The following is a 21,996-nucleotide window of genomic DNA, read 5'->3' as shown; positions in this document are numbered from 1 at the left end:
TTGCATGCTCAACCGTTACCCCCTGTGGAAGTATCTGTTGATACTGGTCGTTTTAGTGGCCGGCCTTATCTACGCGCTTCCCAACCTGTTCCCTGAAGATCCCGCCGTCCAGATCAGCAGCGCCCAGACCGGCGAAACGCTGAATGAAAGCGAAATAGAGCGTGTCGAAGACGCCCTCGATGACGCTGACATCGACATCAAGGCCATCGAACAGATCAATCAGCAGTGGCTGGTTCGCCTGTCCAGTTCCGACGATCAGCTACGTACCAAGGAAATCGCCAGCGACCTGCTGGGCGACGAGGCGACGGTTGCGCTTAACCTCGCCGAAGCCACGCCCGGCTGGCTCCAGGCGTTTTCCGCCTCGCCCATGACGCTGGGTCTCGACCTGCGGGGCGGCGTTCACTTCCTGCTGGAAGTGGACATGGAAGCCGCCCTGACCCAACGGCTCGAGGTCAACGCCAGCGCCATGCGCGAGCTGCTCCGCGAAGAACGCCTCCGCTATCGGAATACCGAGGTAGACGAACGCAGCCTTTCAATCGACTTCGCCAGCGAAGATGACCGCGACGAAGCGCGCAGCCTGATCAGCCGCGAGTTCCCCGACTTTGAATACACCAGCGAAGAAGACGGCCGGGCCTCCCGTCTGGTGATGTCGCTGACCGATGAGTCGGTGAATGAAATCCAGGACTACGCGATCAACCAGAACCTGACCACGCTGCGCAACCGTGTCAATGAACTAGGGGTAGCCGAACCCCTGGTTCAGCGCCAGGGGCCCGACAAGATCGTGGTCGAACTGCCCGGCGTACAGGATACCGTTGCCGCCAAGCGCGTTGTCGGCGCGACCGCCAACCTGGAATTCCGCCTCGAGGCCCGCCCCGATACGCCGGAAAGCGAAACCGAACGCTTCAGCTTCCGTAACGATGAATCGCGTTCGGCCGAGCTGATGCGTGACGTCATCGTCACCGGCGACAGCGTGTCCAGCGCCAGCCGCAGCTTTGACGAAAACGGCCGTCCCCAGGTGAATATCGACCTAGACGGCACCGGCGGTACGCTGATGAACCGCGCCACGCGCAGCAACATCGGGCGCAACATGGCGGTGCTGTTCATCGAGCACAAGACCGAAGAGCGCACGGTCATTGAAGACGGTGAAGAAGTCACCGTGCGCGAACCCTATGTGGAGCGCGGCCTGATCAGCCTGGCGACCATCCAGAGTGCACTCGGCAACAGCTTCCGCATTACCGGCCTTGAGTCACCCACCGAAGCCGCCGAGCTTGCCCTGCTGCTGCGCTCGGGCTCGCTGGCCGCACCGATCTACTTCGTCCAGGAGCGCACCATCGGGCCAAGCCTGGGCGCGGACAACATCGAACGTGGCCTGCTTTCCGTGCAGATCGGGCTGCTTTTGGTCGCGCTGTTCATGTTGACTCGTTACAAGGTGTTCGGCATCTTCGCCAACATCGCCCTGGTGCTGAACCTCACCCTGCTGGTGGCCGCCATGTCGATGCTGGGGGCCACGCTAACGCTTCCAGGCATCGCCGGTATCGTGCTGACGCTGGGTATGGCCGTCGACGCCAACGTACTGATATTCGAGCGAATACGTGAAGAATTGCGCAACGGCATGTCGATCCAGCAGGCGATCTACTCCGGCTATGAACGCGCCTTCACGTCGATCGTCGACGCCAACATCACCACGCTGCTGGTGGCGGTCATCCTGTTCTCCATTGGTACCGGGCCGGTCAAAGGCTTCGCCGTCACCCTGTCTATCGGTATCTTGACCTCGATGTTTACCGCGCTACTGGTGACCCGCGCCATGGTCAACCTGGCGTACGGCAGCAAACCAGTCAAAAAGCTGTGGATCTAACGCCAACGCTCAGCCCAGATTTCACGAGGTGGTAATGAAACCTTTAACACAACGGCAAATCGACTTCATGGGGCGCCGCAAGCTGGCGTTCATCGTCGCTGCCGTCCTGCTGATCGTGTCGATTGGCGCGATTTTCTTCCAGCAGCTTAATCTAGGCCTGGACTTCACCGGCGGCACGCTCATCGAGGTGCGCTACGCCGAGGCGCCCGCCCTCGACTCGGTGCGCCAGCTGCTTGAAGACAGCGGCTTTGAAGACGTCGCCGTACAGACCTTCGGGGCCTCAAGCGAGGTACTGATTCGTCTGCGCCAGGCCTTTGATTCCGATATCGGCAACCAGGTGGTCAACCTGCTGCAAGATGACGGCGCCAGCGTCGATCTGATCCGCGCCGAGTTCGTCGGCGCCCAGGTGGGCGATCAGCTGCGCGACCAGAGCGGCATGGGCCTGCTGGTCGCCCTGGGCGTGGTCATGCTGTACGTGGCCTTGCGTTTTCAGTACAAGTTCGCCATCGGCGCGCTGCTGGCACTGATGCACGACGTGATCATCGTGGTGGGCTTTTTCGCGGTGTTCCAGCTCGACTTTGACCTGACCGTGCTGGCCGCGATTCTGGCCGTCATCGGCTACTCGCTGAACGACACCATTGTGGTCTACGACCGCATGCGCGAGGAAATCCGCATGTCGCGTATTGACGACATGCCGCAGATCTTCAACGATGCGATCAACGCCACGCTGTCACGGACGCTGGCTACCTCGGGTACCACGCTGCTGGTGCTGCTGGCCCTGCTACTGCTGGGCGGCGACATGATACAGAACTTTGCCATTGCCCTGCTGGTCGGCATCGTGGTGGGTACATTCTCGTCCATCTACGTTTCCGGGGCGCTGCTGCTTCCGCTCAAGCTGTCCCGCGAAGACCTGATCCCCACCCAGAAAGACCCGGAAGAAGAGGAAGAGCTGCCCTGAACCGGCACGCTCGACCGCACACAAAAACGCCCCTGCCGGCATTCCCGACAGGGGCGTTTTGTTTGGCTGGAAGGTGACTAGATATGCGGCGCCAGCTGCTTGATGATGGCTTTATACAGGCGCGGGCCCGCCGCCAGCAGCTGGCCTTCGGCAGTCACGTTAGGCTGACCGTCGGGGCTGCCCATCAGCGCGCCGGCTTCTTTCAGCATCAGAGTGCCGACCTGCATATCCTGCTCTTCCAGGCCCAGCACAAAGGCGCTGTCGACGCGCCCGGTGGCCAGTTCGAGGATATCCAGTAGACCGCTGCCCGTGGCGATCAGGGTATCGACCTGAGGGGCAAGCTGCTGGGTAATGGTCAGATAGGCCGGCAGATGACGGGGGCGCAGCCATGATTCGGGGAGACTCATGGCCAGTCGCGTAGCGCTGATGGCCTTGGCCTGGCTGACCCGCATACGCTTGTCGTTATGCTGGGCGCCGCGGCCACGGCTGGCAATGTACTCGTCGTCACCGAACGGCGAAATCACCACTGCATGCTCGGGACGACCTTTGACGAGACACACCACTGAGAGTGCAAAGCCCTTGCCCGCGACGGCCAGGTTGGAATAGCCGTGCATGGGCTCAATCTTCCAGACGATATCGTCGTTTTCATCCTGGCCGGGCCTGAAGGGCGTGTAGCGCCCCATCACCCCGTGCTGGGGATAGCCACGCTCTAGCTGCTGAACAATGGTGCCTTCGGCTTTACGCGCCGTGTCTTCAAGCAGTTTGTCGAGGTTGAACTCATCGTGCGCGTTTTCAATGCGCTCGCGCACCTTCAGGAAGTGTTCAACAGCGCCGCGCGCCGCGCGCAGCGTAAATTGGACCATCGGATTCATGGTTGGGCCTTGTCACAGTGATGTTAAAGAACGGTAGGCGGACGCTTCGCCTTTGGCGCGCAATTCTAGCAGACCGCTATCGGGCATGCTATCGACTCATGGTAGACTGCCGCTTTTCCGCTTCCTGTGACCGGGTCTTATCATGCTTGAGCGCATTCGCATCGTCCTTATCGGCACCAGCCACCCTGGCAATATCGGCGGCGTTGCCCGTGCCATGCATAACATGGGGCTTGCCGACCTGGCGCTGGTGGCGCCGCGCTGCGAGGTCATTACCCAAGAGAGCATCTCCCGCGCCTCGGGTGCCGACCACCTGCTGCACAGCGCTCAGGTATTGGCGACCATCGAAGACGCCGTGGCGGACTGCACGCTCGCGGTGGGGGCCAGCGCCCGCTCGCGTACCCTGCCGTGGCCGATGCTCTCGCCGCGCGAGCTTGCCGATCGCCTACCCGGTGAATGCCAGGCGGCAACGGCCCGCGTCGCGCTGGTCTTTGGCCGTGAGGACAGCGGCCTGACCAATGCCGAGTTGCAGCGCTGCCATGCTCACGTGCACATTCCCACCAATGCCGACTTCAGCTCGCTCAACCTGGCGGCCGCGGTGCAGGTGCTCGCCTACGAATGCCGCATGGCGTGGCTGGGTCAAGCCGACACTCAGCCACCTGCTGGCCCCCCCGCCGACGCGGCACAACCTGTCCCGGTGGCAGACGCGGATGATGAACTGGCCTCCCACGCCGACCTCGAGCGTTACTTTGAGCATCTGGAGCGCACCCTGGTGGCCATCGACTTCCACGACCCCGACAAGCCCCGCCAGTTGATGGCGCGGCTGCGGCGTCTCTATCTGCGCGCCCGCCCCGAGCAGATGGAAATGAATATTCTGCGCGGCATTCTCTCCGCCACCGAAAAGGCAACGCGGCCCGGGCATCACCGGGAGTGAACCGCTAGACTTGAAGACACCAGCGCGCGCCCCCACCATCATCTGTCAACCGCGCACAATCATTCGGCGATGATGGTCAGCACCGCCCGGTGATGAACCGCACTGCTACCGCCCAAGGGATCCCCATGTTTCAACGCCTGCGTGAAGATATAAACAGCGTCTTTGAGCGCGACCCGGCCGCCCGCAACTTTCTTGAGGTGCTGACCAACTATCCCGGCCTGCACGCACTGCTGTTGCATCGCTGCAGCCACTGGCTATGGCAGAAGAACCTCAAGTGGCTGTCGCGCTCGCTGTCGACGTTTGGCCGCTGGCTGACCGGCATTGAAATTCACCCGGGGGCCACCATCGGCCGGCGCTTTTTCATCGACCACGGCATGGGCGTGGTGATTGGCGAAACCGCCCGGGTCGGCGACAACGTCACCCTTTACCAGGGCGTTACGCTGGGCGGCACCAGCCTCAACAAGGGCAAACGCCACCCGACCCTGGGCGATGGCGTGATTGTTGGCGCCGGCGCCAAGATCCTCGGCCCCTTTACCGTCGGTGCCGGCGCCAAGGTTGGCTCCAACGCCGTGGTGACCAAGGAGGTGCCCGCCGGTGCAACGGTGGTCGGGATTCCCGGCAAGATTGTCAAACGCGCCGAACCCGACGTTGAAGAAGCACTGGACGTGGATCCCGCCCGTCGCGAAGCCATCTGCCAGAAATTCGGCTTTGATGCCTACGGCGTCAGCGAAGACATGCCCGACCCGGTGGCCCGCTCCATGCAAGCCATGCTGGATCACATGCACGCCGTGGACGAGCGCATCGAACGCATGTGCTCGACCCTGCGCAAGCTGGATGCCAGCTACCGCGACGGCCAGCTCCCGGCGTTGCGCGACGAGGATTTCGCCGACATTCTGGAAGAGGCGGACGGCGCCTGCCCGGGGCTCGGCAAGCGTTCGACGCCCACGGCGTCTCACGACCAGGACACGCCAACGGGTAATGGTTGACCAAAGCACTCGGGTTTTCCCATAATGGCAGCACATTTGCCGTTAGCGCTGAGCCATCGGCGTCGAGGTACCTGTCATGCGTTTGACTACCAAAGGGCGTTACGCCGTTACGGCCATGCTGGATTTGGCCCTCAATGCCCAGCACGGGCCGACCAGCCTCAGCGAGATTTCCCAGCGCCAGGAAATCTCGCTGTCGTATCTCGAGCAGCTGTTTGCTCGGCTGCGCCGCTACGGGCTGGTCAATAGCGTACGCGGCCCGGGGGGTGGCTACCTGCTCGCCCATGCGCCGGACAGCATCAGCGTTTCCCAGGTGATCGACGCCGTCAACGAAACCGTCGACGCCACGCGCTGCCAGGGGCTTTCCGACTGTCAGCAGGGCGATACCTGCCTGACGCACCATTTATGGTGCGATCTATCGTCGCAAATTCGCCATTTCCTGGATGACGTCACCCTCGCCCAACTGATGCAGCGGCCGGATGTCATGCGGGTGGCCGAGCGTCAGCAGCAGCGCGTTGCGGCGGGCATTCTGGCGTCATCCCCATAACCCGGGCCGCGCGCCTCGTTTTTCAACACAGGTAACATGACCACGATGACGGCTACTTCGCTTCCCATCTATCTCGATTACGCCGCCACGACGCCGGTGGATCACCGCGTGGCCGAGGTAATGCAGCGCTACCTGACCGTCGATCAGCTGTTTGCCAACCCCGCCTCGCGCAGTCACATGCTCGGCTGGCAGGCGGAACAGGCCGTGGAGCAGGCGCGCCGCCAGGTGGCCGATACCATCGGCGCCGACCCGCGCGAAATCGTCTGGACCAGCGGCGCCACCGAGGCCGACAACCTGGCGTTGATCGGCTACATGCGCGCCAACCGCGAGCGCGGTATGCACCTGGTCACCTCGACCATCGAGCACAAGGCGATCGTCGATACCGCCCGGGCGCTGGAACACGAAGGCTTCGAGGTTAGCTGGCTCGCCCCCGGCGCGGACGGCTGCATTCAGCCCGCGCAGCTACGCGACGCCATGCGCGATGATACCGCGCTGGTCTCGCTGATGGCGGTCAACAACGAGCTGGGCAGCATCAACGACATCGCCGCCCTGGCCGCCGTGGCCCATGAATTTGGCGCGGCCTTCCATTGCGACGCCGCCCAGGCCGTGGGCCGCATCGAGCTGTCGGTGGTCGCCCAGCAGGTGGACTTGATGTCGCTGTCGGGCCACAAGGCCTACGGCCCGAAAGGCGTGGGTGCGCTTTACGTGAAGCGCCACCCGGACATGCGCATCGAACCGCTGATTCACGGTGGTGGCCACGAGCGCGGCATGCGCTCGGGCACGCTGCCCACGCACCAGATCGCCGGCATGGGCGAAGCCTTTAAACTCATTCAGCAGCAGCACGCCGAGGATCAGGCACGCATCATCCAGCTGCAGCAACGCTTTCTCAAAGGGCTCGAGGGGCTCGAAGGCGTCTACGCCAACACGCCGCTCGGGCAGTCGGTACCCAACATCCTGAACCTCGCCTTCGAAGGCGTGGACGGTGAATCATTGCTGATGGGGCTGCGCGATGTCGCGGTCTCCACCGGGTCTGCCTGCAACTCGGCAAGCGTTGACCCGTCCTATGTATTACTGGGCATCGGCGTCCCGCGACGTCTTGCCCTCTCGTCGATTCGGTTCAGCTTCGGCCGCTTTACCACCGAGGCCGATATCGACCATGCGATTACGCTCATCCGCCACGCGGTGAGCGGGCTGCGCGCTTAGCAGCGCTAAGCGGCTGACTACTCAACAGGAGGACGCCTCAATGGCCACACTCAACATTACGCCAGCTGCCGCCCAGCAGATCCAGCACGTGCTGGACGAACGCGGACAGGGCCTGGGTCTGCGCGTTTCCGTCAAGCCCAGCGGCTGCTCCGGCTATAGCTATGTACTGGATTTCGCCGACCAGGTGACCGATGGCGATGTCCATTTTGAAGCCAACGGCGCGAGCGTTTATGTGGCGCCTGACGCGCTTGAAATGCTCGACGGCAGCGAAGTCGATTACGTCAACGAAGGGTTGAATCGCTTTTTCCGTTTCAACAACCCCAACGTAAAAGATGAATGCGGCTGCGGTGAAAGCTTTACCGTCTAGCACACCGGCCTCACATGGCGTGACGGTATTCATCCCCCGGCTTAAGCGCTATAATCGCGCCTCTCGACAGCCGAGCCGGCTGCCGATGCCCTTATCTGTGCCGCCCCGGCCCGCCGGGGCGGCAGTATTTGTTTATCCTTCAAGGAGATTCTGACATGGCAACTGAACGCACGCTGTCCATCATCAAGCCCGATGCCGTCGCCAAGAACGCCATTGGTGACATCATTGCCCGCTTCGAGCACGCCGGGCTGCGCGTTGTCGCCGCCAAGATGCTGCACCTGTCCGAAGACAAGGCCGGTGGCTTCTACGCGGAACACAAAGAGCGTCCGTTCTTCAACGATCTAGTTGGTTTCATGACCTCGGGCCCGGTTGTCGTGCAGGTTCTGGAAGGTGAAGATGCCATCGCCAAAAACCGCGATCTGATGGGCGCGACGAACCCGAAAGAAGCCGCTGCGGGCACCATCCGCGCCGACTTTGCGGAAACAATCGACGCCAACGCTGTCCATGGCTCTGACTCTGCGGAAAGCGCCGAGCGTGAAATTAGCTATTTCTTCGGCAATGACGAAATCTGCCCGCGCTAAGCTCGCCTACCCGGGTAGCGCCGCCGTTTCAACGTCTGTTGCCGGCCATTTACGCGGGGGCAACTGCCCCCGCCACTTCCTAAAACGCTGACCGCCATGACCACCACCGTAGCCCAACATACGCCTAGCTCTGCCCCTCACCATGCACCTACTGCCCAGCCGACGCCCGAACGTCAAAACCTGCTGGGCATGTCGCGGGAGCAAATGGCGGCCTTTTTCGTCTCCATCGGCGAAAAGAAATTCCGTGCCGCCCAGGTGATGAAGTGGATTCACATCGAAGGCTGCGACGACTTCTCGGCAATGACGAACCTGTCAAAGCCGCTGCGGGAAAAGCTCGCTCAGGTGGCAGAGATTCGCGGCCCCGGGGTGATCTACGAAGGCACGTCCAGCGATGGCACCCGCAAGTGGGTGCTGGAAGTGGAAGACGGCAGCTACGTGGAAACCGTGTTGATTCCCGCTGAAAACGGCAAGCGGCGCACCCTTTGCGTCTCTTCCCAGGTGGGTTGCTCGCTGGATTGCAGCTTCTGCTCCACCGGCAAGCAAGGGTTCCAGCGCAACCTGACCGCCGCTGAAATCATCGGCCAGGTATGGGTTGCCCAGCGTAGCGTAGGGCCGCGTCGTGACACCGCCAACCGGCCGGTGACCAACGTGGTGATGATGGGCATGGGTGAGCCGCTGCTCAACTATGACAACGTCGTCCCCGCCATGAAGCTGATGCTCGATGACGACGGCTACGGCCTGTCAAAGCGCCGGGTGACGCTATCCACCTCGGGCGTGGTGCCCATGCTGGACAAGCTCGGCGACGAGCTCGACGTGAGCCTGGCGGTATCGCTTCACGCTGCCAACGACGAGCTGCGCAACGAGCTGGTTCCGCTCAATCGTAAGTACAACATCCGCGCGTTGATGGACGCCTGCCAGCGCTACCTGGCCAAGTGCCCGGAAAATCGCCTGGTCACCATCGAATATACCCTGATCAAGGACGTCAACGATCAACAGGAACACGCCGAACAGCTCGCGGCACTGCTTGACGAACTGCCCTGTAAAATCAATCTGATTCCGTTCAACCCGTTTCCCAATTCGGGCTACGAGACACCGTCGCGCAACCAGACCATGCGTTTTCAGCAGTGGCTGCACGACTTGGGCTACACTGCTCCCATTCGTTCTACCCGTGGCGATGACATCGATGCCGCCTGCGGGCAGCTTGTCGGCCGGGTGAAGGATCGCACCAAACGAAGCGCGCGCTATATTCAGTCGATTCAGCTAGATGCCGACTGACGGGTCGCCGCCTTGACTTCCGGCGAACACAGCGCTTTGATGGACACGGTTTAATTTAGCGATCCATCGTTTACGTAACCTTGCGAGGATTTACATGATGTGTCACCGCAGGCTTCATCACCCATCTCGGGTGCCCTTGCTCGCCGTACTGGTCGGCAGCTTGTGGCTAGCCGGCTGTGCCGCCACATCCTCTGTGCCTTCCTCGTCGTCAACGCCCGAAGCCGCCTCGGCCTATACGCAGCTGGGCGTGGCCTATCTGGAGCGGGATAACCTGCCCCGGGCCCTCAACGCCCTGGATCGGGCCCTCGAGATCGCCCCCGACAACGCCGAAGCCCTTCAGGCCATCGCCCTGGTCTACCAGCGCCAGGGCGAAAGCGAGCTGGCCGATCAGCATTTCCAGCGTGCCATTGACACGGCACCGGACTTTACCCGCGCGCGTAACAACTACGCCGCCTTCCTCTATCAGGAAGGCCGGGTGGAAGCGGCCTGCCAACAGCTCGAAAGGGCTTCCCGGGACGCGCAGTACGATAATCGCACACAACTATTTGCCAACCTGGGGCAGTGCTACATGGCCCTGGGCGAGACCGAACTGGCACGCGAGCGCCTCAAACGGGCGCAACGCATCGATCCGCGCAATCCGCGCGGCTATTTCATGTTAGCTGAACTCGAGTATTCACAGGGCAATTACACCGACGCATGGTCGCCACTGCAAACCTACCTGCAGCTTGCCGGACCGAGTGAAGATGCGCTTTCTCTGGCCGTTGATATTGCCGAGGCCCGCGGCGACGACGCCGCTGCGGCCGAGTATCAACGTCAGCTGGGTGCCGACTGAGCGATGGACACCCTGATCACCGATTATTTAATGAAGGATGCTCAGCCATGAGCGAGACACTGTCACAAGCTAGCGATACCCCAGGCGTCAATGATTCTCCTGGCGAATTGTTGGCGCGCCGCCGCGAACAACTGGACATTCCGCTCAACGACGCCGCCCGCGCGCTGAACCTTCGCCCTGCGGTCGTGGAAGGCCTGGAGCTGGATGATTACAGTGAAATCCCGGTGGTCACCTATCGGCGTGGCTACCTGCGCGCCTATGCCAAGTACCTGGCCATCGACGAGCAGCTTGTCCTGGACGCCTACCGGGCCCGCTTCGGCAACGCCGACGTGGAGCGCAAGGTGACTCCCGTCGCGGTCACCAAGCCGCCCTCGCGACTGGGGGCCTGGCTATTCAAGCTGGTCACGCTGCTGATCATCGTGGCGCTGATTGCCGTCACGGTGATGTGGTGGCAAAGCCGCGGCGGCAGCGAACTGCCGCCGCTGGATTCGTCCTCTTCAATGGACGCACCTGCCGAGCAGGATACCACCGGCGAGCTGTCCAACGAGGCTGACCAGGACGAGTCGGCCGCCTTATCCGCTAGTGGCAGCGCTGGCGACAGCGATTCAGCGCTGGATGATATGGATAGCGCCGATGACGGTGGCACAGCGAACACGGATACCGCCGGCGACAATACTTCCGGCGATGATACCAACGCCGATGCAGCGCCTTCCGCCACGGCTGAGTCGGCCCCGCTGATCGATGAAGACAGCGCCGCCCAGTCGGCCAACCTGACGACCAACGACGAAGACGATAATGCCGACAGCAGCGACGCTGCCGAGGAAGCGTCGGGCAGCAACGACAGCAACCCCAACCAGCTGGCACTCACTTTTAACGAGCAGTCGTGGACGGAAATTATCGACGCTGACAACCAGCGTGTGCTGGTAGGGCTTCAAGAACCCGGCACGTCCGCCAATGTCGAAGGTCAGCCACCGTTTCGGCTCACCGTGGGCAATGTCACCGGCGTCGAACTTCGCTATCTTGGCGAAGACGTCGATCTGACATCCCGCGCGGGCGCCAACAACGTGGCTCGATTCACTCTGGGAGAGTAACCGACTTATGCACGCTCAATCGCCCATCAAGCGCCGAGCTTCGCGCCAGATCCATGTGGGTAACGTCCCGGTCGGGGGCGATGCCCCCATTGCCGTTCAGAGCATGACCAATACGGACACGCTGGATGTCGCCGCCACCGTGGCGCAGATTCAGCAGCTGGAGAAAGCGGGAGCCGACATCGTGCGCGTCTCGGTTCCCGATATGGACGCTGCGGAAGCGTTTGGCAAGATCAAGCGTCTGTCGAACGTCCCGCTGGTCGCCGACATCCACTTCGACTACAAGATCGCCCTGCGCGTCGCCGAGCTCGGCGTCGACTGCCTGCGCATCAATCCCGGCAATATCGGCCGTGAAGATCGCGTCAAGGCCGTGGTCAACGCCGCCCGTGAGCACGGTATTCCTATCCGGATCGGCGTCAACGCCGGTTCGCTCGAGAAAGACCTGCAGAAGAAGTACGGCGAGCCTACCCCGGCAGCGCTGGTCGAGTCGGCCATGCGCCATATCGACTACCTCGACCGCCTGGACTTCCAGGACTTCAAGGTCAGCGTCAAAGCCTCGGACGTGTTCATGGCGGTCGCCGCCTACCGCGACCTGGCCACGCGCATCGAACAGCCGCTGCACCTGGGGATCACCGAAGCCGGCGGCCTGCGTTCGGGCACGGTCAAATCCTCCATTGGGCTTGGCATGCTGTTGATGGACGGTATCGGCGACACCATCCGCGTCTCGCTGGCCGCCGACCCGGTGGAAGAAATCAAGGTCGGCTACGACATGCTCAAGAGCCTCAAGCTACGTGCCAAGGGCATCAACTTCATTGCCTGCCCGAGCTGCTCGCGGCAGAATTTCGATGTCATCGACACCATGAATCAGCTCGAAGAGCGGCTGGACGACGTCATGACCCCGCTCAACGTCTCGGTGATCGGCTGCGTGGTGAACGGCCCAGGTGAAGCCAAGGAAACCGATATCGGTCTGACCGGCGGCAGCCCGGCCAACCTGGTGTATATCGATGGCAAGCCGGCCAGCAAGCTGCGTAACGACCACCTCGTCGATGACTTGGAGCGGCTGATCCGCGACAAAGTACGCGAAAAGCAGCAGCAGGAAGACAACACGATCGCCCGCAGCGTCTAATCGCGCCGCAGGACCGCCGACCCAGGGAGTTTGCCTTGAGCAAGTCTGACGTTAAAAAAATTCAAGCCATTCGAGGCATGAACGATCTATTGCCCAGCGACAGCCCGCGCTGGCAATTTTTTGAGGGCAAGGTACGCCAGTTGATGCAGCGTTACGGCTTTGCGGAAATCCGCATGCCGATCGTCGAGCAGACCGCGCTGTTCGCGCGTTCCATTGGCGAAGTCACCGACATCGTCGAAAAAGAGATGTACACCTTCGAGGACCGCAACGGCGACAGCCTGACCCTGCGCCCGGAAGGTACCGCCAGCTGCGTGCGCGCCGCCATGGAGCACGGCCTGCTGTACAACCAGACCCAACGGCTGTGGTACCAGGGGCCGATGTTTCGTCATGAGCGGCCGCAGAAGGGCCGCTATCGCCAGTTTCACCAGGTAGGCGTCGAGGCCTACGGCTTCGATGGCCCCGACATCGACGCCGAGGTGATCCTGCTGTCCGCCCGGCTGTGGCGGGAACTGGGCCTGTTGGAGCATGTCACCCTGGAGCTCAACTCGCTGGGTTCCAGCGAGGCTCGGGCCGCCTACCGCGACAAGCTAATCGCCTACTTCGAGCAGCACCGCGACGTGCTCGACGAGGACTCCCTGCGGCGACTCACCAGCAACCCGCTGCGCATTCTCGACTCCAAGAATCCGGCCATGGCCGAGATGCTGGACGCCGCGCCGCGCCTGCTGGATAACCTGGACGACGCCTCGCGCGCCCATTTCGAACAGCTCAAGGCGCTGCTCGACGCGGCAGGCATTCCCTTCGTGGTCAATCCGCGCCTGGTCCGCGGGCTGGATTATTATTCGCGCACCGTCTTCGAGTGGACGACCACCGCGCTTGGCAGCCAGGGTACGGTATGCGCCGGCGGTCGTTACGACGGCCTGGTCGAGCAGCTGGGCGGCAAGCCCACCCCGGCGGTCGGCTTCGCCATGGGCATCGAGCGGCTGATCCTGCTGCTCGAGACCCTCGACCTGGTGCCGGATGAAGCCCTCGGTGGCAGCGACGTCTACCTGCTGGCCATGGACGATAGCGCGACCGCCGCCGCCATGGCACTGGCCGAGCAGCTGCGCAGCGAGCTTCCCTGGCTGCGCCTGCAGCTGCATTGCGGGGGCGGCAGTTTCAAGAGCCGAATGAAAAAGGCCGACAAGAGCGGGGCCGCGTTTGCCCTGCTGCTGGGTGAGGACGAAGTCGCCGAGCGGGCCGTCACGCTCAAGGCACTGCGTGACGACCAGGCGCAACAGCGTATCCCTCAGGCAGCGCTGGCCGATACGCTCAGCGAACAGCTAACGCACACACCTTGAACGGGCGGCAGGAATTCCCTGCCACTCACCCCATTATGACCGTGGCCGCAAGCGGCGGTTATTGTTGAATAGGAGGCCGCCCGTGGCGGATAGAAGCGAAGACGAACAGCTAGACGCGATCAAGCGCTGGTGGAAGGAAAACGGCACGTCACTGATAGCCGGTGCTGCCCTTGCCGCTGCTGGCGTGTTCGGCTGGAACGCCTGGCAAGACTACCAGGACGGTAAAGCCGAGGCCGCCTCGATCCGTTACCAGCAGCTGGTCAGCCTGGCCGCCGGTGACGAGCTCGACGGCGACCGGCTTGGTGAAGCCCGCGACATGGTCGACGAGATTGTCAGCGAACACGACGACACCCTGTATGCCGAGCTCGCCCTGCTGCTTGATGCACGCCTTGCCGTCCAGCAGGACGACCTGGACAGCGCCACCGAATCGCTGACACAGGTAGCGGAATCGTCATCGCGGCGCTACGTGCAAAGCCTGGCATGGCTGCGTCTGGCGCGCATTGCCGTTGCCAACGACGACCCCGAGCGCGCCCTCGACTTGCTCGACGAACCGATTACCGAAGCCCTGGCCGCCCAACAGGCGAACGTCCGCGGCGATGCGCACATGGCGCTGGACGACCAGGATGCCGCCCGCGACGCCTGGCAAGACGCCCTTGAGCTGGCTCAGCAGAAAGACCAGCCGCTCTACGGCGTGCAGTTCAAGCTTGACGACCTCGGCGCCAAGGAGACAGCGCAATGACACCGATACGTTCAACCCCGATGATGCGCGCCGCCCTGGGGGCCGCCGCCCTTGTCCTGCTGGCCGGCTGTGCGAACAAGAGCGAACCCGCCTACACGCCCAAGGCGCTCACCAGCATCGAGGAAAGCTCGACCCTTGAAAGCCTCTGGCAGCGCGACGTGGGCGACGGCCTGGGCCGTGCGCGCTACCCCATCGCTCCGGCACGCGAGGGCGATAAGCTGTTTGCCGCCGACGCCAACGGCGTGGTGATCTCCTTTGCCGCCGACGACGGCGAAGAGCGCTGGGAAGTCGACCTTGATACGCCGATCTCCAGCGCCTTGACCGCCATCGCCGGGCAGGTCTACCTGGGTACCCGCGACGGCGAGGTCATTGCCCTGGATCAGCGCGACGGCAGCGTCAGCTGGCGTTCGCGGGTCTCCAGCGAAGTGCTGGCGGCGCCTCAGGCCAACCCGGAACTGCTGGTCGTGCAGAGCATCGACGGCCAGGTAACCGCCCTGGATCGCCAAAGCGGTGACGAGCGCTGGGTGTATACCAGCTCGCAGCCCTCGTTGACCCTGCGCGGCACCGGCACGCCGCTGGTGATCGAACCGGTCAGCTTTGCCGGCTTCGCCAACGGCCGACTGGTGACCATCGACAACCGCAACGGTCAGCCGCTGTGGGACATGCGCATCGCGACGCCCCAGGGCCGCAGCGAAGTCGAGCGCCTGGTCGATCTTACCGGTCAGCCCGTACTCAGCCAGGACGGACGCCTGTTCGTGACCAGCTATAACGGTCAGCTGGTGGCCCTTGAGGCAACGCGCGGCAACGTCATCTGGGAGCGCGACATTTCCAGTCGTCACGCCCCGGTGCTGGTCGGCGACTTCCTGTTCGTGGTCACCGATGACAGCCACGTGGTGGCGATCGACACCAACAACGGCCGGGAAGTATGGCGCAACGAAGCGCTGGAAGACCGCTGGCTCACCGCCCCCGCGTTCGCCGACGGCCGCCTGGTGGTAGGCGATTTCGAAGGCTATGTGCACCTGATCGACGCTCGCGAAGGTGAGCTGGTGGGACGCACCGAGGTCGATGGCTCGGGCATTAGCGTCCCCGCCATCACCGACGGCGATGTAATTCACGTGCTGGCCAATGACGGCCATCTGGAAACGCTGGAAGTCTCTCCATGAACCCGGTCATTGCACTAGTCGGCCGCCCCAATGTGGGCAAGTCGACGCTGTTCAACCGCCTTACTCGCTCGCGGGACGCGCTGGTGGCCGACTTTCCCGGCCTGACCCGCGACCGCAAGTATGGTAACGGCATGCTGGGCAACAAAGCCTACACGGTGATCGATACAGGCGGCATCAGCGGCGACGAACAAGGCATCGACGCGGCCATGGCGGAACAGTCGCTGGCCGCCATCGACGAAGCGGATATCGTGCTGTTCATGGTCGATGCGCGGGCCGGGTTGAACGTGGCCGACGAGGCCATTGCCAACCACCTGCGGGTCAACCAGAAGAAAACCTGGCTGGTGGTCAACAAGACCGACGGCCTGGAAGAACACTCGGCGATGGGCGACTTCTGGTCGCTGGGCCTGGGCGATCCGTGGGCGATTGCCGCGGCGCATGGGCGCAACGTTTCGACCCTGATGGATACGGTGCTTGAGCCCTTCCCCGAGCGCGATGCCGACATACCCGCCGACACCGGCACCAAGGGCATTCGTATCGGCGTGATCGGGCGGCCCAATGTCGGCAAATCGACGCTGGTCAACCGCCTGCTGGGCGAAGAACGCGTTGTCGTCTTCGATGAAGCCGGTACCACGCGGGATGCCATCGAGATCCCTTTCGAGCGCCGCGGCAAGCCGTATGTGCTGATCGATACCGCCGGCGTCAGGCGGCGCAAGAACGTCAGCGAAATCGCCGAGAAGTTCTCGATCATCAAGACCCTGGACGCCATTAAAGAATGCCATGTCGCGGTGATGGTGCTGGATGCACGTAGTGGGCTGGTCGAGCAGGACCTGCACCTGCTCGATTACGTGCTTACCTCCGGCCGCGCCCTGGTGCTGGCCGTCAATAAATGGGACGGGCTGGAAAGCGAAGCCAAGGACAAGATGCGCAATGAAATCAAGCGCCGCCTGGGCTTTGCCGACTACGCCGAGATGCACTTTATTTCGGCGCTGCACGGGACGGCGGTAGGCGATCTTTATCCGTCGATTGACCGCGCTTTCAATGCCGCCAACGCCCATTGGTCCACCAATCGCCTGACCACGCTACTTCAGGATGCTGTCAGCCAGCACCCGCCACCGATGATTCACGGTCGGCGCATCAAGCTGCGCATGGCCCACCAGGGCGGCAGCAATCCACCGATCATCGTCGTTCACGGCAATCAGACCGAGGCACTGCCGGACGCCTACCGCCGCTACCTGACCAACACCTTCCGCAAGGTGTTGAAAGTGCGCGGCACGCCCATGCGCTTCGAGTTTCGCTCCGGCAACAATCCCTTCGATCACATGGCAGGCGCCAGCGACAAGGAAAAAGCCAAAAAGCGCGAGCTCAACCGTACCAAAGAGGCACGCAAAAGCCGTCGTTAATCTATTGCAAAAATTAAAGAATGCCTCCTCAAGCGCCTTCTGAATTATTCAGTAGGCGCTTTTTTACCGCCCTCTCGCCGCACGACCATTCGCTTTTTGGATACAAATGATCAAGCTCGTGTCTCACTCACCTCACTGCAGAGCCGTTAAATGTGGCAGCCCCCTGGCTACTGCTGAGATGGTTCAAAAGGGTGAAAAAAGACACTTTATCATGCTATTCCACTCAATTGACTGAGACTAAGAGGCGAGACCAAACAATAACCTAATGAAAACTAATGAAATATTAGAAATCACTTAAAAAATATTTTTCCACTTCCTCCGAATGTACTTATTCATTTTTTTGACACTGTCACGCCAGGAAGCCAATAATAGCATTAGCTAATTTAATCAACCCACTATGAAAAACCGTATTTAAGTATCAACTTTCACCAAACTTTTAGTTGAAACAAAAAGTCGACAATTATTAGAAACATGGAGTCACAAAGACAAAGAATCAAGCAGCCTTAGTGACGAGGGCTCCAACTTGGTGCCTTATACCCATTTTTCTCAATAGCGGTTATGCATAAGAACGGAAGGATCAATCAAAGGGAAAAATCATGATCAATGTGAACAGCTATTTACAACAGCCCCCGACTCAGTCAACAGAAGCGAACGCTAGTCGTACCCGCTCAGCAACCAAGCAAGTTGATAATGCAGGTAGCGACAAGACTCCCGAGCCTAACCTTTCCCCCCTAGCCCGGCAGCTTAACGAGGCCCAAGCGCGAGCTGATGTTCGAGACGCTAGCATGGATCGAGATGCGTTGGCTAGCAAGGCGAAAACCATCACCGACCAACTGATCGGTCGCTCCTATCATAACAATAAGGCACGTCATGATGCAGAGGTGCCAGATACAGATAACCCAGTACTGCTTGAACGCGCCAAACAGGCAACTGATTTCGTCAATGGTAAAGGCAGCAACCCTTTCATAGGGATGGCACCAGATCAACTGACGCTGATTATATACGATGAAAGCGATGCCTTTACTGTTAATGAAAGACGTGCAGCCTGGAAAGAGCAGTATGATCAAAGACAAGAATGGAAGAAGCAAATCGTTGCTGAAATAATGCGCGAATCGAAGGAGAAAGGCACCATAATAGGTGGTTTAACAAAGGTGTTAGAGCATTACGAAAACTTACCACCTATCGAGCAGGCACAATATCCAGACTTTTGGTTAGCCAGTCTTAACTCCCAAATTGCACACTACGGTAATCAAGATTCCCTTTCTGGCGAGGGGCGCAAAAGCCTGCTGGAATTGATGGAACCGGCTGGATTGAGAGATAACCTCGAAGGCTTTCTACAACAGGTTAACGAAGAACAGCAAGGATAAATATAATAGCCAGCTGAGCCTTCCACTAAGGCTCTTAACTTGCACTGGAAGCGTTTTGACAGGGATCGCAATACGTCATGATTGTTATCATTACTGAATTGAAGAAAGATTTTACAGAATGGCTAAAATCAATGTCGTAACGTGTCACATTCGAGAAAATACGTAATACTTATTTATCATAAACAGACTTTAGGGAAACGCTGCACAAATTTCCACCGCAAATACCTGATCGCTACCGACGGGGTAGAATATGACCATCCTCCACCGTCTGACAGAACCATCAGATGAACCTGATCTCATTCGCCCAGGCAGAGCATCTGAACAAGAAGAAGGCTACCCGTTGCGAGCGGGGCCGATTGGCTTGGAGCGCCGTACTGCGGATCTACTTCCTTCAACAATGGTATGCGCTGCCGACGAGGCGCTGGAAGATGCCATCTACGACAGTCAGACCATGCGCGACTTCATCGGTATCGACCAGTTCATCGAAAGCGTGCCGAACGCCACCACACTGCTGCGTTTCAGTCATCTGCCGGAGAACCGTGCGTTGCCCCTGGAGCGGATCTTCTCGATGAGATCAAGGCCTGTTCATGCACGAGGGCACCATCGTGGCCGCCGCACCCTACACCAAGAATCAGACCAAGCAACGCGATCCGGAGATGAAGCAGAGCAAGAAGGGCAACCAGTGGTTTTTCGGTATAAAGTCGCATATCGGCGTCGATGCGGTCACAGGGCTTACTCACAGTGTCGCCGCGATGTCGGCCAACGTTGTCGATGTCTCACCATGGCGGGCCAATTGGTCTGGGACGATGACAAGAAGATATACGGTGACGCGCTCTACACCGAGATATGGAAACATCTGGATGAGGAGAAGGATGATCCTAACTCCCGCTGCTGTGTGGCTGCCAAGCGCGGCGCCATCAAGTCGATGGGAGACAGTGTTGAGAAGGCCAAGACCAGCATCCGTGCCAAAGTTGAGCCCCTGTTTCATGTCATCAAGAACCTCTTCGACTACCGGAAGGTGCGTTACAAGGGACTGGCCAAGAACCAGGCGCAGCTGTTCTCCCTGTTTGCCCTCGGCCAATTTGATGCTGGCGGGCCGATGCCACAGGGCCATGTGATGGGGCCAGTGTGGCTTGATTCTGGCCTGTCAGCCGGATAACCCGGCTGACAGGGAAAAAAGGCCACCTCCAGTGGTCATAAAAGTGACCGTTGATGCGGTGGTTGCACCGCTCTGAGCGCTACTGCCGCTCAGAAGCGAACAGATCAGCTGCTCCCTGACTTTTTATGATTTTCATGGAGGCTTTCGATGTCTATATTACGTGACCAGAGACTTAGGATTTTTTACACAGTCGCTGTATGCGAAAATTTCACAAAAGCAGCAGAGAGGCTGTGCCTTACCCAACAGGCAGTTTCATTTCAAATAAAGTCCCTTGAGGACTCAGTAGGGATAGTCCTCTTCTCAAGAACGTCGCGTAGAGTATTGCTAACTCCAGCTGGTGAAATTGTTTTCGCGCACGCAAAAAAAATACTATTATTATATGAAGAAGCTGAGCGGCAGCTGGATTTTGAAAGAAACAAAAATTCCGATACACTTAGAATTGCTGCAACCCACTCAATTGCCAAGTACAAGCTTCCTGAGGTCATAAGTAAGTTCAAAGAAACGTCACCCAACGTCAAAATTGATCTTTTGGTAGGAAATAGCTCCCGTGTTATGGAGTACGTTTCTGCAGGTCTAGTGGAGGTCGGGTTCACTAGCGACGGAGCACTAAATATAGAGAATTTCAGAATCACGCCCTTCTTTAGGGATGAGGTTACCTTTGTAGTATCACACAATCACCCATGGGCTACCATTAAGAGCGTTAGTATACAAGACTTCGTGAAGTCACCATTAATCTCACGTGAAGAAGGATCTGGAACTCGGGCTTTACTCCAGCGACACCTAGCTGCCCTCTCCTTAAGCCTGGACATGCTGAATATCGTTCTAGTTGTCGGTAGCCCTGAGGCAGCAAAAGAATCGGCTGAGGCTGGGTTAGGTATCGGCATGATATCTAAACTTTGTTCTCAGCCTGAGTTGGATAGTAATAAATTGGTGCAAATTGAAATAGCAGGCCTCAGAATAATTAGAGATTTTTATGTAGTTCGGCTTGTAAATGGGATGAGCCCACCTGCCGTGGATGAGTTCCTGACTTTAGCGAGAGGAAAAGTTCATAACGGTATTGGGCGGTAAGCATGACCAACATATTTTGCTTTAGGCCTAATAATCAGGTTATCCGACAGCTGCTCTAATACATGGGCGCTCCAACCGACAACTCGACTGCAGGCAAATAAAGGCGTAAACAGGTCTTTCTCTATTCCGATATCATGAAGAACAGATACTGAATAGAAATCAACATTAGGCCACAGGTTACGATGTTGGCGCATGGCTTCATTCATTGAATATAAAATGGGAAGTATTTTACTTCCTCCACGACCTTTAGAAACCTGCTCAGCCAGGAGCCGTAGTTGAATTGCACGGGGATCCTCGGCTTTACAACCACGCTGCCCAAAACCATGAACCTTTCGTTTTTCTCGAAGTGCAGAATCAATATACTCCTCCGCTCCTTCTGGAGTGGCTATTTCTTCCACAGCTTCAAGAACCTTCTCATTAGCTCCTCCATGTAAACTACCTGCTAATGTGCTTATTGCCGAAGTGACTGCAGCAACTAGGTCAGTAATAGCAGATGCTGTGACGCGTGCTGAAAAGCAGGATGCATTTAGTTCGTGCTCCGCATGGATCGTAAGCACTTGATCCATTATCTCAATGTCTTTTGGGTCTAGGTCAGAAAGCTCTGTCCCTGTGAACTGAGATAGAACATTAGCTGCATGGCTAAACCCTGGACAATATTTTGGTGCTATTCCCCCATCTCGTCGAGCTTTTAAATATCCAATGATTAAAGGCATCTGAGCAATAAGCTGATCAGCTTGCTCTCTAATGGATATCAAGTCATCGTCAGATATAGAGCATCCTATTGTCGAAACAGATGTTCTAAGAACATCCATTGGCTGAGATGCTAATGGAAGAGCATCAATTACAGAAACAACCGAATCAGACAACACTCGCTTCTGATCGAGAAGCTCTTCAATTCTAGGATATTGATGCTCACTTGGCAGCTCCCCATCCAGTAATAATGAAATTGTGCATTCAAAATTGCAGGAACTTGCTAATTCTATAACATCGTATCCTCGATACCGTAGTTTATTTTCATTGTTATCTATTTCACATATTTCCGAAAAGTCCAGGACCACATCTTTCAAACCGCGACTCACATCCTTGTACATTGCATCACTAATGCTTTTAACTATATCACTTCTCATTTCACCGCCTCCTGTATG

Annotated in this window: 20 protein-coding genes and 1 pseudogene; 19 read left to right on the top strand and 2 right to left on the bottom strand. The window is 59.1% G+C overall.

What is annotated here, in order from left to right; all coding sequences use genetic code 11:
- Positions 1-4 precede the first annotated feature (4 nt).
- Complete coding sequence (gene secD, locus QC815_RS11270) at positions 5-1,855, top strand: protein translocase subunit SecD (RefSeq protein WP_230447091.1); 1,851 nt, start codon at positions 5-7, stop codon at positions 1,853-1,855.
- Positions 1,856-1,889: 34 nt separating this feature from the next.
- Entirely contained in the window at positions 1,890-2,813 is a 924-nt protein-coding gene (secF, locus tag QC815_RS11265) for a protein translocase subunit SecF (RefSeq protein WP_310539788.1), read from the top strand.
- A 77-nt stretch (positions 2,814-2,890) separates the two neighbouring features.
- Here secF and QC815_RS11260 read toward each other — a convergent pair whose 3' ends face one another.
- A complete protein-coding gene (locus tag QC815_RS11260) occupies positions 2,891-3,685 on the bottom strand; it encodes an inositol monophosphatase family protein (RefSeq protein WP_310539786.1) in 795 nt (264 codons plus the stop codon).
- Between the two features lie 142 nt (positions 3,686-3,827).
- Between QC815_RS11260 and QC815_RS11255 the strand changes: the two genes are divergently transcribed.
- The 17 genes and pseudogenes from QC815_RS11255 to QC815_RS11175 all read left to right on the top strand — a co-directional run bounded on the left by QC815_RS11255 (position 3,828) and on the right by QC815_RS11175 (position 20,851).
- Entirely contained in the window at positions 3,828-4,616 is a 789-nt protein-coding gene (locus tag QC815_RS11255) for an RNA methyltransferase (protein ID WP_230447094.1), read from the top strand.
- A gap of 125 nt (positions 4,617-4,741) precedes the next feature.
- A complete protein-coding gene (cysE, locus tag QC815_RS11250; protein ID WP_230447095.1) occupies positions 4,742-5,602 on the top strand; it encodes a serine O-acetyltransferase in 861 nt (286 codons plus the stop codon).
- 76 nt (positions 5,603-5,678) lie between these two features.
- A complete protein-coding gene (gene iscR, locus QC815_RS11245; RefSeq protein WP_230447096.1) occupies positions 5,679-6,146 on the top strand; it encodes a Fe-S cluster assembly transcriptional regulator IscR in 468 nt (155 codons plus the stop codon).
- A 45-nt stretch (positions 6,147-6,191) separates the two neighbouring features.
- Positions 6,192-7,349, top strand: coding sequence for an aminotransferase class V-fold PLP-dependent enzyme (locus tag QC815_RS11240; protein ID WP_310539783.1), 1,158 nt, complete (start codon positions 6,192-6,194; stop codon positions 7,347-7,349).
- Positions 7,350-7,389: 40 nt separating this feature from the next.
- Entirely contained in the window at positions 7,390-7,716 is a 327-nt protein-coding gene (locus tag QC815_RS11235) for a HesB/IscA family protein (protein ID WP_230447098.1), read from the top strand.
- A 155-nt stretch (positions 7,717-7,871) separates the two neighbouring features.
- Complete coding sequence (gene ndk, locus QC815_RS11230; protein WP_230447099.1) at positions 7,872-8,297, top strand: nucleoside-diphosphate kinase; 426 nt, start codon at positions 7,872-7,874, stop codon at positions 8,295-8,297.
- Between the two features lie 96 nt (positions 8,298-8,393).
- Positions 8,394-9,572 carry a dual-specificity RNA methyltransferase RlmN gene (gene rlmN / locus QC815_RS11225; RefSeq protein ID WP_230447100.1) on the top strand — a complete coding sequence of 393 codons (1,179 nt, stop codon included), beginning with the start codon at positions 8,394-8,396 and terminating at the stop codon, positions 9,570-9,572.
- A 94-nt stretch (positions 9,573-9,666) separates the two neighbouring features.
- The gene (pilW, locus tag QC815_RS11220; RefSeq protein ID WP_230447101.1) at positions 9,667-10,404 is read left to right on the top strand and encodes a type IV pilus biogenesis/stability protein PilW; all 738 of its coding nucleotides are present in this window, start codon (positions 9,667-9,669) and stop codon (positions 10,402-10,404) included.
- Positions 10,405-10,451: 47 nt separating this feature from the next.
- Positions 10,452-11,495: a RodZ domain-containing protein gene (locus tag QC815_RS11215; RefSeq protein ID WP_230447102.1), complete on the top strand. Its 1,044-nt coding sequence runs from the start codon at positions 10,452-10,454 to the stop codon at positions 11,493-11,495.
- A gap of 7 nt (positions 11,496-11,502) precedes the next feature.
- On the top strand, positions 11,503-12,618 hold the full coding sequence (ispG, locus tag QC815_RS11210) for a flavodoxin-dependent (E)-4-hydroxy-3-methylbut-2-enyl-diphosphate synthase (RefSeq protein ID WP_230447103.1): 1,116 nt from the start codon (positions 11,503-11,505) through the stop codon (positions 12,616-12,618).
- A 35-nt stretch (positions 12,619-12,653) separates the two neighbouring features.
- Positions 12,654-13,955: a histidine--tRNA ligase gene (gene hisS, locus QC815_RS11205; protein ID WP_230447104.1), complete on the top strand. Its 1,302-nt coding sequence runs from the start codon at positions 12,654-12,656 to the stop codon at positions 13,953-13,955.
- A gap of 82 nt (positions 13,956-14,037) precedes the next feature.
- Complete coding sequence (locus QC815_RS11200) at positions 14,038-14,694, top strand: YfgM family protein (protein ID WP_310539777.1); 657 nt, start codon at positions 14,038-14,040, stop codon at positions 14,692-14,694.
- Positions 14,691-15,857 (top strand): outer membrane protein assembly factor BamB, encoded by a 1,167-nt coding sequence (gene bamB, locus QC815_RS11195; RefSeq protein ID WP_230447106.1) that lies wholly within the window; start codon positions 14,691-14,693, stop codon positions 15,855-15,857. The genes QC815_RS11200 and bamB overlap by 4 nt, the downstream gene beginning before the upstream one ends.
- A complete protein-coding gene (gene der / locus QC815_RS11190) occupies positions 15,854-17,257 on the top strand; it encodes a ribosome biogenesis GTPase Der (RefSeq protein WP_310539775.1) in 1,404 nt (467 codons plus the stop codon). The genes bamB and der overlap by 4 nt, the downstream gene beginning before the upstream one ends.
- A 596-nt stretch (positions 17,258-17,853) precedes the next feature.
- A complete protein-coding gene (locus QC815_RS11185; RefSeq protein ID WP_310539774.1) occupies positions 17,854-18,624 on the top strand; it encodes a hypothetical protein in 771 nt (256 codons plus the stop codon).
- A 284-nt stretch (positions 18,625-18,908) separates the two neighbouring features.
- A pseudogene (locus QC815_RS11180) lies at positions 18,909-19,761 on the top strand (IS5 family transposase).
- Between the two features lie 169 nt (positions 19,762-19,930).
- Positions 19,931-20,851, top strand: a complete 921-nt coding sequence (locus QC815_RS11175; protein WP_310539772.1) for a LysR family transcriptional regulator — start codon at positions 19,931-19,933, stop codon at positions 20,849-20,851.
- On the opposite strand, the gene QC815_RS11170 is transcribed toward QC815_RS11175, so the two are convergent.
- Positions 20,830-21,978: a citrate/2-methylcitrate synthase gene (locus tag QC815_RS11170; RefSeq protein ID WP_310539770.1), complete on the bottom strand. Its 1,149-nt coding sequence runs from the start codon at positions 21,976-21,978 to the stop codon at positions 20,830-20,832. The genes QC815_RS11175 and QC815_RS11170 overlap by 22 nt on opposite strands.
- Positions 21,979-21,996: the final 18 nt, after the last annotated feature.

This window comes from Vreelandella gomseomensis, assembly GCF_031451645.1.
Classification (GTDB): domain Bacteria; phylum Pseudomonadota; class Gammaproteobacteria; order Pseudomonadales; family Halomonadaceae; genus Vreelandella; species Vreelandella gomseomensis.
Note: the sequence above shows the minus strand (reverse complement) of the source record. Positions and strands in the feature narration are given on the sequence as shown.